This is a genomic window from Polyangiaceae bacterium, from assembly GCA_016715885.1.
Classification (GTDB): Bacteria; Myxococcota_A; Polyangia; order Polyangiales; family Polyangiaceae; genus Polyangium.
The window spans coordinates 45,642-58,667 of the sequence record JADJXL010000027.1 but is presented as its reverse complement, the minus strand read 5'-3'; the positions used below and the strand labels follow the sequence as shown (position 1 = coordinate 58,667).

Annotated in this window: 10 protein-coding genes and 2 pseudogenes; 6 read left to right on the top strand and 6 right to left on the bottom strand. The window is 58.2% G+C overall.

Annotation, left to right across the window (positions count from 1 at the left end):
• Nucleotides 1-429: 429 nt before the first annotated feature.
• Nucleotides 430-1,284, bottom strand: a pseudogene (locus IPM54_41280) (DUF2891 domain-containing protein).
• Between the two features lie 30 nt (nt 1,285-1,314).
• Nucleotides 1,315-2,097 (bottom strand): hypothetical protein, encoded by a 783-nt coding sequence (locus tag IPM54_41275; GenBank protein ID MBK9266208.1) that lies wholly within the window; start codon nt 2,095-2,097, stop codon nt 1,315-1,317.
• 537 nt (nt 2,098-2,634) lie between these two features.
• On the opposite strand from IPM54_41275, the gene IPM54_41270 reads away from it, so the two are divergent.
• Nucleotides 2,635-3,297: a hypothetical protein gene (locus tag IPM54_41270; GenBank protein MBK9266207.1), complete on the top strand. Its 663-nt coding sequence runs from the start codon at nt 2,635-2,637 to the stop codon at nt 3,295-3,297.
• Nucleotides 3,298-3,451: 154 nt separating this feature from the next.
• Here the strand turns inward: IPM54_41270 and IPM54_41265 are convergent, their stop codons facing one another.
• Nucleotides 3,452-3,916 carry a hypothetical protein gene (locus tag IPM54_41265; protein MBK9266206.1) on the bottom strand — a complete coding sequence of 155 codons (465 nt, stop codon included), beginning with the start codon at nt 3,914-3,916 and terminating at the stop codon, nt 3,452-3,454.
• 160 nt (nt 3,917-4,076) lie between these two features.
• Here IPM54_41265 and IPM54_41260 point away from each other — a divergent pair, with 160 nt between their 5' ends.
• The 3 genes from IPM54_41260 to IPM54_41250 all read left to right on the top strand — a co-directional run bounded on the left by IPM54_41260 (nt 4,077) and on the right by IPM54_41250 (nt 5,556).
• Nucleotides 4,077-4,232 (top strand): hypothetical protein, encoded by a 156-nt coding sequence (locus tag IPM54_41260; GenBank protein MBK9266205.1) that lies wholly within the window; start codon nt 4,077-4,079, stop codon nt 4,230-4,232.
• A 341-nt stretch (nt 4,233-4,573) separates the two neighbouring features.
• Nucleotides 4,574-5,230 (top strand): hypothetical protein, encoded by a 657-nt coding sequence (locus IPM54_41255; protein MBK9266204.1) that lies wholly within the window; start codon nt 4,574-4,576, stop codon nt 5,228-5,230.
• Nucleotides 5,227-5,556 (top strand): hypothetical protein, encoded by a 330-nt coding sequence (locus tag IPM54_41250; protein MBK9266203.1) that lies wholly within the window; start codon nt 5,227-5,229, stop codon nt 5,554-5,556. Before IPM54_41255 ends, IPM54_41250 begins: the two co-directional genes overlap by 4 nt.
• Here IPM54_41250 and IPM54_41245 read toward each other — a convergent pair.
• From IPM54_41245 to IPM54_41235, 3 genes and pseudogenes are all read right to left on the bottom strand, one after another.
• Nucleotides 5,540-6,856, bottom strand: coding sequence for a right-handed parallel beta-helix repeat-containing protein (locus IPM54_41245; GenBank protein ID MBK9266202.1), 1,317 nt, complete (start codon nt 6,854-6,856; stop codon nt 5,540-5,542). The two genes, IPM54_41250 and IPM54_41245, sit on opposite strands and share 17 nt — an antisense overlap.
• A 92-nt stretch (nt 6,857-6,948) precedes the next feature.
• Nucleotides 6,949-7,008: pseudogene (locus IPM54_41240) on the bottom strand (hypothetical protein).
• A gap of 419 nt (nt 7,009-7,427) precedes the next feature.
• On the bottom strand, nt 7,428-11,081 hold the full coding sequence (locus IPM54_41235; protein MBK9266201.1) for a S8 family serine peptidase: 3,654 nt from the start codon (nt 11,079-11,081) through the stop codon (nt 7,428-7,430).
• Nucleotides 11,082-11,341: 260 nt separating this feature from the next.
• On the opposite strand from IPM54_41235, the gene IPM54_41230 reads away from it, so the two are divergent.
• Entirely contained in the window at nt 11,342-11,770 is a 429-nt protein-coding gene (locus IPM54_41230) for a VOC family protein (GenBank protein MBK9266200.1), read from the top strand.
• Nucleotides 11,771-11,791: 21 nt separating this feature from the next.
• Complete coding sequence (locus IPM54_41225) at nt 11,792-12,817, top strand: YncE family protein (GenBank protein MBK9266199.1); 1,026 nt, start codon at nt 11,792-11,794, stop codon at nt 12,815-12,817.
• Nucleotides 12,818-13,026 lie beyond the last annotated feature (209 nt).

The window sequence follows — 13,026 nt, the reverse complement described above, 5'->3', positions numbered from 1 at the left end:
TGGCCTCGATCATCGAGGTCATCGGGGAGCGTACCCAGGCTGATCAGCTTGGCGCAACGGCTGTCATTTTGGAACGAGCCTGGACGCGAACATTGCCCAAGAGGCTCGACGCGTGGACTCGTTCGCTCATGCGGCGATGTTATCGGACAAAGTGCGTCGTGTCGATGGGAATGTGTAGGCAGGCGACTGGTCCAAGCAAGCCAAGTGATCAGAGGCGCATGATGGAAGCTTGACCGGAGAGCACAACGACGGAGCTTGCCGACCGCCAAGTGGGTAGCCCCATTTACCCCGCCGCTTCCAACGCCAGCAGCGCAAGGTGCCAGCGTCACCGCCCATGTAATCGCCCGACCGTGCGGCAGGCCCGCTTCGAGGTGCTCCGCAGCGGCCGAAAGCTGACGGCGCGGACGGGATCCTCCAAGGAGCCGATTTCGCAATCGAACGCCAGCACCAAGCGCGGCTCAGGTTGAGGCCGTCCAGGTGTGCGATTTGCCATCGGTCCGATCACTCACCGTAGCAGGTGTAAACAGGCTCGCGGGTATCCGGTCAGCGGCTCGAGGCAAAAAGCGCGCAAACCACCACGAAAATCGGCAACTGGTAACAAGCGGCGAAGGCATTCGGCCTCGACCAGCGTCGGGACAAATCATCGCCGCTCGGCTCCCAAGCGGGCGCGTTTACATCGGCCAAGTACCATCGTTTCGCCGTCGCCTCGATGAGCCGCGCCAATTCGTAATCGCTCGTGGACGCGGCGTATTCGGAACATAACGCCAGCGCGAAGGCCGTATTGGAATGCGATCCATTGCGAATCGGGTACGTTGCTTGCGGCAGAAACGCCTTGAACCGGTCGGCAAAAACGCGGCCGAGAGGGCGTATTGCTTCGCGATGAGCGTTTTCGTGGTGCTCGAGCTCCGCCGCGAGCATCAGCAGCCATGCCCAACCATACGGCCGCTCGAAGCCTCGGCTTTGCGGGCGGGCGAGATACGCAAGCTCTCCGGCCACCTTTTCCGGCCTCAGCATGCGGTCGAATAGGGCGCGGATGTCCGGTGCGGGGCCATCGCCGGAAATCGTCGCAACAGGCGCGCCAATAACCAATACCCGTGCACACAAGAATGCCAGTCGAAACTGCCATGGAAGATGGATGCAATACCCTGGGCGGCAAACGTCCTCGTCGCCGGCCATGACATGGTCGAGCTTGTAGGGATAGGGTCTCTCGACGTGGCCGAGCGCCAAACGGGCAAACTTGGCGCCGAGGTCCGAGGTGAGCTCAAAAGCGGAAAACGAGTGCATAGATCGATACCGAAATTCCGAGAGTCGCCGCTAGAACGTCAGGCCTCGCTTCTTCGCTATGGCCTCGAGGGCGCGTTCAGCGTCATACCACGGGATGTCGGGTTGGTACTCGTTGAAATACGAAGCAAACTCGGTCAGCCACGTTTCATGCTGCTGCCGTAGCGCATGCGCATCCAGCGCTGCTCGAGCGTTCACAGCGCCAGCTTCGATCGCCTCGATTCGCGCGTCCATCTCGCGCAATAGGCGCCTCGCAAAGTCCCTGCATTCATCCACGAACGATTCGACAGGCATCGCGTAAACCCCGAATTGCGCGGTCCACACTGGGAAGCCGTCGACCACCCGATCGCGATTGTCCCAGTGAATGCGCAGCTCGTCGCCAACCCGAACAAAGTGAAAGCGCGGATTGGCGACCAGATACGACGCCCATGGCGAGCGCTCACCGAGCCAGTTCCATGCGGTGTAGCCAAGGTCGCTTGCTTCATCGTCGTCTGCAGTGTCCGATTCTTCCCGCAATTCGCATAGGCGCTTCCAGTTCGATGCGAGCCGTTCGAGCCGTTCGGGCAAACGCGCGGCACCTGCAGCGGCACTTCCGAGCATCCTCCGAGCGAACGCTGCGATCTGATAGTCGGCTGTGCGGACGGTGGTCATCCAGTGCGCCATGATCTCGTCCGAGTATTCAGACAGAACTTGATCGCCGACGGGCATCCAGAACCGACCGTCCGTCAAGGCGAACCAGTTCAAGCTCGGGCCGTCCGAGGTTTCCCAAGGAACGATGTCCTCCACGTTCGCGAGCTCGAATTCGAAAAGTGCCATCGGATTGTCGAGTACGATCATTGTGGCAAAAATGCAACCTGCGAGGCTGCACAAGCCCAAGACAGTCTCGCGACAGTGGTTACGCTCGCTCCCTCTGGCGGTTTTGGCTGAACGCCGATACGGTAGGCTGTCGGAGAGTACGCCGTCTAGCCGCGGAGAGCAGGCTGCTCAACCGCAAGCCGATAGGTGCCGCAATGCAGTTCAAAGAATACGACGTCGTTCGGGTTGTTAAGGCAGTTCCGGCTGACCGCGTTGACCGGAGCTTCGGAAGCGCTGCCCAGCCTCGAGTCGGAGACATCGGCGCTATTGTCCTCGCCCACCCCACCCAGCCGGGCCAAGAGCCAACCTTTACCGTGGAGTGCGTTGGTCCGGCTGGTGAAACGCGATGGCTAGCGGATGTTCGTCGGTCAGAGCTAGAGTTGGTGTCGTCCGGAGAGTCGGGCAGCATGTAACAATTCATTCAAGCCGCATGCCGCAAGAGTTTGACCCAAAGATCCAATGGCAAAGCCACATCCACAATTCGTCGACTACTTTTCCGTGCTCGCCCGAGCCCGGTACCTCCTGCCGGACGCGCACGAAGCGCTCGATCACAGGGCTTTTCTGGACCCTGATCGGATGGCCGAAGCGATTCGTATGTGCGGTACCACGCCGGAATGGGCGCGCTTCGATGCCGAAGATGTCTCGCAGATCAAGCGGATGGTCGACGCTATCAGGGGAGACGTCTATGTTATAGGTGAATCGGCGCACGGCGGCGGCCTGCAAGCGATCCTGGCTGCACGTGAAGAATTCGAGAACATTCAACATGTGGTAGATTTTGGCTCCGACGTCACCTTGATCGGAGTAACCGCACCGATCATCGGGCTGGTTCACCACGAAGCACAGTGCACTGTCGTGCGCTGCATTGCAGCGCCCGGATCACCCGAGGACCCGCGAGACCTCGAGCGACGATTACGGCGGCAAATCGAGCGACGACGCAATGAAGTGTTGAAACTCCTGGCGCTGCCAGTGCAGCAGGTTGTGCTGGCGATTCTCAAAGACAAACGTCGCATCGACGCGATCAAATACCTTCGAACCGAGCTGGTGTGTACCTTGTCGGACGCGAAAGACATTATTTATACGATCGATCCGTGGTGGCCAAGTGGCCTCTCGACGGTGACGGGCAACTGTCCCATCACAGGCTCTGGCGACGAAGAGTCGTGAGACGCAACCAACGACGCAAGAACAAATGACCATGGCGGATTCGTGGCGTGACTCCCCCCAGGCTAGCTTTGAGCGCGCGATGGTATAATGAAGGGTCAGCGGTGCAACGAACACCGCCTCGCTCGCGCAGTCAGTCGGCGATTCGACGACCGTCTCATTGTCCGCGCATCTCGATCTCAACGCAACGCAATATGAATTCACGGACGGTCTTGAACTCTGCTGCCGCTTCTCTGATCTGCCTGGCATTTTCAGGTGGTATGTCGATTGAAATCCGTTTTTGCCGGCGGCTGCCCTCGAAGGGCTTTCTGGATGGGTCAGCGGCAAGTTCCTGCTTCGCTTGCGCAGCGAATTGGTCAACCACGTGCAGGATGTAGGCCTTGATGCTCATTCCCAAGGCGCGGCGCGGGCTTTTATCGTGTTGTGCTTGAGGTTGGGGACCTCCACCAGCACGCGCTCGGTACCCTGCACCGTTTTGGGCTTGCTCATAACAAGTTCTCGAAAATCCGTAGCACGCTGGATTGCGCGCGTCAATAGTGACGCGTTTGTCCGGCTGTTCGAACGAGCTCATCCATGGCAAGCCGAGGCTGTGTTCGGCTGCAAAAGCAAGCCAAAAGTTCAACGCAGACTGTGGCGCGTCAGAACTGACGTGTTACCTTCCTCGCACGTCACTTCGACGCGCGAGACGAACCAGCGGGCGTTGGGCTCGTGGCCGCTCGAGCGGCTGGAACGTAGGGGGCACATGAAGTTCACATTGGAGAATCGAGCTCGGCAATGCGGCAATGAGAACGAGCAATGACATCGTCAATGCGCTCCACGAGGTTTGCACGCGCATTACAGGAACGTCACAGATGGCTATGCGTGCAGGTGCTGGGAACGTCATCAAAGACTCCAACGGAAATACCGTGGGCAAGTGGAGCTTTCATGAATCGACGTAGCACCGAAGCATAGGGGAAAATATCGAATAAATGAAGGTGACCATGCTGCTGAAGATTGCTGCCGCTTTGAAAATCGACGTGGCGGAGCTTTTTCGAGAGAAGTGAGCCCGTATGATATCGACGCCGTCGCTGCGCACGCTTGCCGACGTCCTTTGGGACATCCTTCGGCATCATCGGGCGCCTGTAGAATCCGACGTCGACATCTTGCGAGCCATCGAGCACGCGCGGCCCGAGGGGCTCCCGTTCAACGGACCGGCGCGGCGCAATTGGTCGCTCGTCGAAGCCCTTCAGCTCGCGATGATCACGAGCGACATCGAGTGCAGCACGCTCGGCCTCGCGCGATGGGCGCAGCACGGCTTTCGCACCGTGGTCATGCCGGCAACGTACGCCGCGGCGCTCTGTGCGACGGTTCCACCGCCATCCTGGCAAACCTGTCGCCGCCGGCTCCGGCGTTTTTGCTCGAGCTGCCGGCCGAGCTCCTGCCCGTCGAGCATCCGGCCGGCGCCGACTTCATCGCTCGCGTGCTGGTTTTTCGGCACGAGCATCGAGACCATCCCGCGGGCGCATGGGCGTACGTGGCCCCGACGAAACGAGCGCTGACGCTGTGGCGGTTCGGCGTGGATGCCGCGGGGCTGCTTCCGGCAGCTCTCGCCGAAAGCATCGCCAACGAGGCTGCATCGTTTCCGATGGAAATCACGGACATCGACGCGCGTACGGCCACGATGCTCGGACGGCTGATCGTCAATACGTGTTTGGCGATGACGAACAGCGACGTGGTGAAGGTTCGAGGGAACGTCTTTCACGTCGGGCGCAGAACCGAGGCGGATTTGCGGCAAGCGGTGAGTGCCTACTGCCGCGGTGATTCTCGCTCGCCGGCAACCGGGACGTGGGTGTCGTCGCATTGGAAGACGCAGCCGTACGGTCCGGGCAATGCGTTGAGGAAGTGGATTTTCATCGAGCCGTATTGGCGGGGGTCGCGGCGCTTTTGGTCATCATGAATTCGCTCGACGAGCCGGGACATGTCGGGCTCATCGTCGACGCCGACGACCGCGTGGGTCGAGAGATGATCGGCTCGTTGGTTGGTCCGGAGGTCATCGACGAACACCGCGCTCGAACTGCGGCCGACGCGTCACCGACCGTGTTGACGCACCTCCCCGAAGCGGTCGTCAGGCGATGGCTTAAGGACAACGGGTATCGCAAGACGCTGTCGGAATGGCGCGAGACGGGCTCGCTGAAGGTGCTCATCATCGGCGCGGGGGGAATTACGCTAGCGCAGGTGAAAAGAACCCCGACCATATCAGACGGCATCAATCGTTGCAACTGACGGATCCCCGGTTTGCATTGTCGCCAAACTGCGAGAACCCGGTAGTGGTCCCTCTCTTATTGACCCCGTTGCACCTACCAGAAGCGTTCGGCCCGACCCTGTTATTGGTGTACGTGTTCTCGCGAAATGCCGCGTGGATCGTGTTCTTGAGTACCACACCGCCGTGACGCGACCCGCTGATGTTATTCCTCAAAAACAGACCATAGTCCGAGCCCGAGGTGTAACCTGTATTCACGATATCGAGTCCCCACTCCTGGGCCTCGCTGATCACGTTTCCCGCCAGAATGGCGCGATCGCAGTTCACGATGTACATCCCGCCCGCTCCGCTCTTCGTGACGGAGCTGCCCTGAACGAGCAAATCGGGAGTATTGTAGCATGATAGTTCGCCATCACCTTCGGGGCCGATTCCATTGTTTAGCATGTGCACGTTGACCACCCGAACGTTGCTACTGTCGGTGATCCAGATGGACGGCTGAGCACAGCCCGAGCAGGCACGCCCATCTCCTGCATAGGAGACTTTTGACTCTCGAATATCGATGTCCGTACCCGCGTTGACACCGATTCCGATGATGGCGTAATTGGAATCTACGTTATAGATCCGCGATCCACTGGTGGCGTAAACCAGAATGCCGTATTGGGAGCGGTTTCTTGGTTGTCCTTCGACGATAAGGTCACGAACGGTCGCCCCCGGCTGACTCATAACGATCGTCCTCGATGCTCGGCCGCTGACATTGCGGATAACTGGGCGGTTTTGTGTATCCGTTCCTCGGAGGACCTGACCTGTCTTGAGCTCGATGCCAGAGTCGAGATATAATCCTGGGTTCAAACAGATGACCGCGTTGACTGAGGCTGCCAATACGGCCGTCTTGACGCTCTGGCCGGGTGACAAAGTCGCCGTACAGGAGCCAAGCGGGACTGCGCTCGTAACTCCCGATACGTACTTCGAGTATAGAAGCGTGCCCTTACGGCGCACCACGGCCGCGTTCGGCCAAGCAGGATCTTGCGTCGGCCAGACGGCATGTCGTCGGAATTCCAGGGTCTTTCCCTGAGCATCAATCCAGTCGAAGCTGCCGCCATGGTTCGTATAGCCCTCGCACGTACTGAGGTTGTTACCATCCCACAAGCACAGTTTGGCATTGCTCGTATTACTCGACCACCCGTAACGAACGGAGCATCGGTTGGATGAGTAGATGCCCGGAAGATAGCATTTATCCGAAATGCTGAACTGCTGAGCGGCGGCTTCGGTAGTAACAGCGGAAGCGAGAGAAATCAGCAGAAAACTTATCAGATGTCGTTTCACGGGTTTCCAACTTTCGTTTGCGGTGGGAAACACCGAAGGATGCCTCCCGGCTTGCCATTGCATTGAAGTGCTTTGCGAAATTTCATTCGGCGCTATCTGGCTACGCCCCATACTTTGATCGCTTCGATTCGACGTGATTGGCCCTGCGTGCCGTAGTATCAGCATACCGACGCCCCCCTGTAATTCGCTACTTTGTAAGTAGTGCTCAGCGCCGCAGGCCGCCAGCGTGGCAACCCAGTTGACTTGGCTTTGTAGTCGCGATAATTGGCGACACCTCACAAGGAAGGTTCACGTGGCCATTATTCCACGGATACGGACTCGGGCGTGATTTCCGTCATTCGATGAAATGACGACGGGACGCACTCGGCGAGCCAAGACATGTCAGGCTCATCGTCGATGCCGATGACCGCGTGGGTCGAGAGATGATCGGCGCTGGTTGGTCCGGAGGTTATCGACGAGCATCGGGCTCGAACGGCGGCGGACGCGTCACCGACCGTGTTGACCCACTTGCCCGCAAGCGATGGCTTCAGGTGGAATGACGCGAGGCGGGAGCGGGGTCGGTCGTTCTACATCAGAAGGTCAACCGCGCGATGGGGAGGTCAGTTCGGTTCCATTGGGACAGGTTGCCGTTGAGCAGCAGATCGAGCGTCGCGCCGTCGAGCGTCCCGTTGATGTTCTTGATCTGCATCGATCCAACGTTCACACCCGTGTACGATGTCGGTCCGACACAGCCGGGGCAGAGATTCACGCCGGTCACCTGCGTAAGCGTGATGAATCCATTCCAGGGGCCTCCATTGAACTGCAACCACATCGGTTGCCCGCTAGCATCGTAGAGAGTGACTTGTGGTACGAGCGTATCGCCCTGCATGTCGAGTACGACGCCCCAACCAGGCTGAGTTGGAGGGTACCACGAACCGGTGATGTTTGGCGCGGCGCCAGCATTGTCGAAAAGGAGGTATTCGATTGGTTCACTGCCGGCAACGCCATCGAGCACCCAAGAAAGCGTACCAGTGGTTGGTGAAGTCGTGCTGAGCGTCATTTCGCCATGAACCGTTTTTACGGCCTGATTGTTGATCCATTGTGCCGTGTACAAGGGCGCCGTGAATTTTCCGTTGACCTCTTTGCTCTCTGCGAGATACCAGATTGGTGTGCCATCGGGGCGATACGTGAACCATGTCAGGAGCACGAGATCATTGATGTTACGCGATACGTGCAGGCCCCAACCAACGCGTGCAGGGTTGTACCACGAGCCGGAAATTGGTTGAATGGCTGGGGGTGCGGCGGGAACGGCTGATATCGTGACGTTGGGGGAGAAATCGCCGAACCACTCGACGGCTTCCTTGAGCATTCGCCATTGGAATGGATAGGAGCCTGGTGTCGAAGGGGCAATAGCGTTGAAAGTGAAGGTTTTGGTTTCGCCCGGACCAATTGCGTCGCCTGGCGCGAGGAACTGTCGGCTCATTCCCCATTTCGTGTTGTCCTGGGGATTTTGCGCGCCAAGTTTGAAGTTGTCGGAAGCTTTCCATGTTGCGGAGCCGGTGTTTTTGAACGTCAAGCTGACCGGAAAGGCTTGGCCAGCGGTCGCCTGTGTGGGCACGTTTTGGGAAACGAACTGGGCCGCATGAATGACGGGGGGGGCTGCGGGGACGACTGAAATCGTGACGTTTGGAGAAAAGTCACCAAACCACTCGACGCCCTCTTTCAGCATTCGCCATTGGAACGGGTAGGAACCTGGCGTCGAAGGAGCAATGGCATTGAAGGTGAAGGTTTTGGTCTCGCCCGTGCCAATTGAGTCGCCTGGTGCGAGGTACTGCCGGCTCATTCCCCAGATCGCGTTGTTCTCGGGATTCTGTGCGCCAAGTTTGAAGTTGTCGGCAGCGGTCCATGTTGCGGAGCCGGCATTTTTGAACGTCAAGCTGACCGGAAAGGGTTGTCCAGCGGTTGCCTGCGTCGGGACGATTTGGGAGATGAATTGCGCGTCATTTGGTGGCGGTATGACGTGAAACGTAATTTCGCTAGATGCGCTACGGCCAAAATCATTTTGGCAGACAGCTATGAATCTGTAGTATCCCGGTTCGTTGCCTGGAAGCCCAACGTTTGTATTCGTGGTCGCTCCAAAGTTGCTTGAGCATGGATTCAGTGGGTCGAGATCGGAGCAGATCGGCGTGCCCGCGTTTGGCCCGAAGATACTATGCGTTTTTATGAGCGAGCATTGTGTTGTCCCGTTCGAGGTGAAACTGACAACTCCGGAGCTATTGAATATCCAGTCAAGGGTCTGGTCTGACTTATCGATACCGTCAACATACCAGTGGACCTGAGGCGCATTTTCAAACCGCACCGTCGCATGAAGTGATGGGCATAAGTTTGAGCCGACTTCCCAGACTCCGGTCTGCCAGCTCAGGCTAGTCCACTCGTTGTTCGTGCCATTGTATAGCAGCTCTGGTGTGCTCGGAACGTCCAAACGGTTGCGATAGACATCGCAGGCATATTGTTTCGACCCAGCCGCGTCGACCTCGCCCACGGAATCAAAGCGCATCGCGAAATCCTGATCTGCGTCGTCCGAATAAATCACAATGAGCGGATTTACGATGTTTTCGGCGGGCGAGAAGCACCTCTCGGGATCGGGATCGGATTGTGGAATCGACTGCGCGTTAGTTGCAACAATTTCGGCGTATGGAGTGCTGTAAGCAGCTTCAGCTGGCAACGGATTCATGCTTGGCAACGCTATGCTTCCTCCGTCGAGTGGACGTGTTGGATGAAACTTCTGCAATTCGTAAGTTGAGCTTCTAACGGCTAGTTCGATTTGTTTTGGCGTCCCAAGTTGCTGTGTGGCGGCGAGCAATGCAGCAAGTCCAGCGATATGGGGCGCTGCCATAGATGTGCCCGAGAGGTAATCGTATCCGTTAATTGCAGTTGAAGCCGATTGCGGGAAATTGGCCCAGGCAGACATGATATTGCGTCCTGGTGCCCAAGCTTCAACGCATGCCCCGAAATTGACTCCCGGCTCATTGCACGCTCTGGGACGATTTCGCAGACCATGAACTCCATTGAGGGGAACCACAGGCTGTCCGTGGTTGTTGATTGCGCTGACAACCATCACGCCATCATCGGGATTGGATAAACCTTGGCCATCGGGGCCGATCTTGTGATACGCGTGTAGGCATGCATCGTCGTATTGGTTTCCCGCAGAGTTGACGGCGAAAACTCCTGCGTATCCGAGAGTGGGCGTTGTGACGGTTCTGATTTTCTCGCCAATGGTACCATTTTCAGCATTCCACGTCTCTGCGTCTTTTGCATCGCCCGCATTAAATGACATATTTAATATGCCAACCCTTCCTGCCTGTAGAACGTCAGCGTATATTGAATCCAATCCTGCGGCGACGCCCATTTTGTTTGGTCCACCTGACAAGCAATCGTTGGGGGCCGGCTGCATTGTGCCCGAATCCTTAAGGAACGAGACAGACACAATGGGCACGCCTGGAAAAATTCCTTGAATGCCCTCCCCGTTAGCCTTCGCTCCGATAATGCCCGCCACATGCGTCGCGTGCGCATAACACCCCACGAGTCTTCCATCCGCGAGATCCGGATTCGACGTTTCGTACTTGCTCACCCCATTGATCCATTTCACAACATTGAGATCGGGATGTCGTCCGACTCCGGCATCGAGCACGTACACCGTCACATTGCCATTGGAGCTCGTTTGGCTCGCATTTACTGCCTGTTTGCCCCAGGATTGCATCTCATTTGGGGAAACGGACACATCGTTCCAAACGGCCGTCGTCTCGGCGCTGAAGTCGACATGCCCGTTCAGCGATATACGGATCACCCGAGGATCCTTCGCAATGGAATGGACCTGTTCCACCGTCAGAAATGCCGAGTAGCTGATGCCCACCCAGCTCGTCATCTGCGTGCTCTCGAATCCGTAGCGCTTTTCCAGGTCGTAGATCAGGTTTCGCACTTCGGGTTTGTGAAAGTCGGTATAGCGAGGATCCGACGGAGCCACCTTCGCGTAGGCTTCGGGAGCAGCCGCGTCCAGGTCGACGATGTATTCGATGCGTCCCGACTCGTCTCGAATGACGTCGTCATCGTCCGCGGGAACAGGAACCGTTACGTTGGGTTTTGTAGAAGGCTGCTCGTTTGTTGGTGCGCACCCCATCGTGATCGCAAGTCCAGCAGAAACAATCGCCGTGAGTAACGCATTTTGCGCGAAGTACCGTGTTCTCATCTTGAGCCTCCATCGCACTCGGATTCGATCCCACCTCGTACCGATTAATGCCGGAAGTGAGTGCTGGCAGGTGTGGGCCGTCAGGGTGACCCCATGATCGGGAGGATACTCGTACCGTTGGGGGCAGTGCAAGTGTTTCGATGCTCAGTGAAGTGGTCGCAGTAGCCGCCCCGCACGGAACCGCCACAGCAGAGTCGCCAATACGTCGCTCCGCTCATGCGTCCCTTGGCTCCCTGCCCGACAAACGGTAGAACCGACCCATGGTACGCGAAAGCGACAACAGCCTCGAGCCTCCCCGTGCAGGATGCCTCCATCACGTCGAGATCAACGTCTCCAACCTCGAGCGCTCGCGGCAGCTCTGGGACTGGCTGCTCTCCGAGCTCGGGTACAGCCGGTACCAGGAATGGAGCGGTGGCGTGAGCTGGAAGCTCGGCTCGACGTATCTCGTCTTCGTTCAAACGCCCCCGAGTCACCTCGAGCCGCCCTACCATCGGTCTCGCACCGGCCTGAATCATCTCGCGTTTTACGCGCGCTCGCGCGAGCACGTCGATGCTTTGACCGCCGCGCTCGAGGCCCGCGCAATCAACGTGCTCTACCGCGACCGGCATCCGTACGCCGGAGGCCCCGACCATTACGCCGTGTTTTTTGAAGATCCCGACCGAATCAAGGTCGAAGTCGTGGCTCCATGACACTTCACAAGGAGGGTTCACATGGCCATTGAGATATATTCGACAGATACGGACTCGGGCGTGATTTCCGTCATTCGACGAAATGACGACGGGACGCATGTCGCGCTCGGGCAAATCACGGTGGGAAATGCGCCGCGTGGCTCGGTACGATTCACCAAGTACGGCCGCGGCTATGTCTCGAACTGCGGCGGAGATACCATCTCGGAAATCGACCTCGCGAACCATCGAGAAACGGCGCGGATCAAGGTCGGCCCCGCGCCTCGAGGGATCGGCATCGTCCCCGGCGATCAATTCGCGCTCGTGTCGAATTCAGGCGCAAACAGCATTTCGATCGTCGACTTGAACGGACGCGAAGAAGTCCGTCAGATTGCGACAGGACGAGATCCGCGGCACATGGCAATCACGCCCGATGGCAGCGCGGCGTATGTTGCAATCTGGGGGTCTCATTATGTGGCCAAGTTCGACACTCGCACGCTCGTCGGCGACTCGCCGGAATGCAATTTCCGCAAGCTGCGCGAGGTCAACAAGATTTATATGGCCGATGGATCGCACCCGTACAGCGTCGCATTGCATCCATCCGGGAAACGATTGTTCGTTGCGAATACGCAATCCGAGCGGCTCGCGGTCGTCGAGCTCGAGAACGAGACCATCGAGCACGAGATCAATCTGCGCTCGACCGGCGCCCGCGCCGTGACGTTTTCGCCGGACGGCGCGATGGCGTTCGTGACCATCGAGAACACGTCCGAGATCGCCGTCATCGACGTCGCTCGCATGACGATCGAGCACCGCATTGAGGTAGGCAACGGGCCGCGGGGACTGGCGATTGACCCGCCGACGTTGAAGCTCTACGCGTCCGCGTTCACTCGGACGAACACGGGGCTGTCGAACACGTTCCCGAATCCAAACGCATTGACGGTGATCGACGTACGGGAAGCGCTTGCACGGAAGGCCCGCGGCGCGGGTATCACGTCGGTGCCGGTAGCAAAGGGCTCGTGCAGCGTCGCGATTTTGGACTTGGCGAAGGTCCAGCGACATGCGGCGGCGTGACCGTCGGTTCGGCCAAGGGCTCGCGCTCGCTTGTCGCATACGTTTGCGACACACACAGTGGGTAAGCGGGCAATCCATTTGAGCCTTCGGCTACGTACGTCCGTACGTCATCGTGTACGCCGATGCACCTGATTGGCCACGTGAGAACAAAATCGACAGCTCTCAAAATTTTTTCTTCGGGAATCCTGCTCGTCAACGCCCTATACATG

Excerpts from the sequence above, each read along its gene's own strand:
- IPM54_41230 (MBK9266200.1), top strand. The coding sequence starts at position 11,342 with ATGGTACGCGAAAGCGACAACAGCCTCGAGCCTCCCCGTGCAGGATGC.
- IPM54_41275 (MBK9266208.1), bottom strand. The coding sequence starts at position 2,097 with ATGGCACTTTTCGAATTCGAGCTCGCGAACGTGGAGGACATCGTTCCT.
- IPM54_41260 (MBK9266205.1), top strand. The coding sequence starts at position 4,077 with ATGAGAACGAGCAATGACATCGTCAATGCGCTCCACGAGGTTTGCACG.
- IPM54_41250 (MBK9266203.1), top strand. The coding sequence starts at position 5,227 with ATGAATTCGCTCGACGAGCCGGGACATGTCGGGCTCATCGTCGACGCC.
- IPM54_41235 (MBK9266201.1), bottom strand. The coding sequence starts at position 11,081 with ATGAGAACACGGTACTTCGCGCAAAATGCGTTACTCACGGCGATTGTT.
- IPM54_41225 (MBK9266199.1), top strand. The coding sequence starts at position 11,792 with ATGGCCATTGAGATATATTCGACAGATACGGACTCGGGCGTGATTTCC.
- IPM54_41255 (MBK9266204.1), top strand. The coding sequence starts at position 4,574 with ATGGGCGCAGCACGGCTTTCGCACCGTGGTCATGCCGGCAACGTACGC.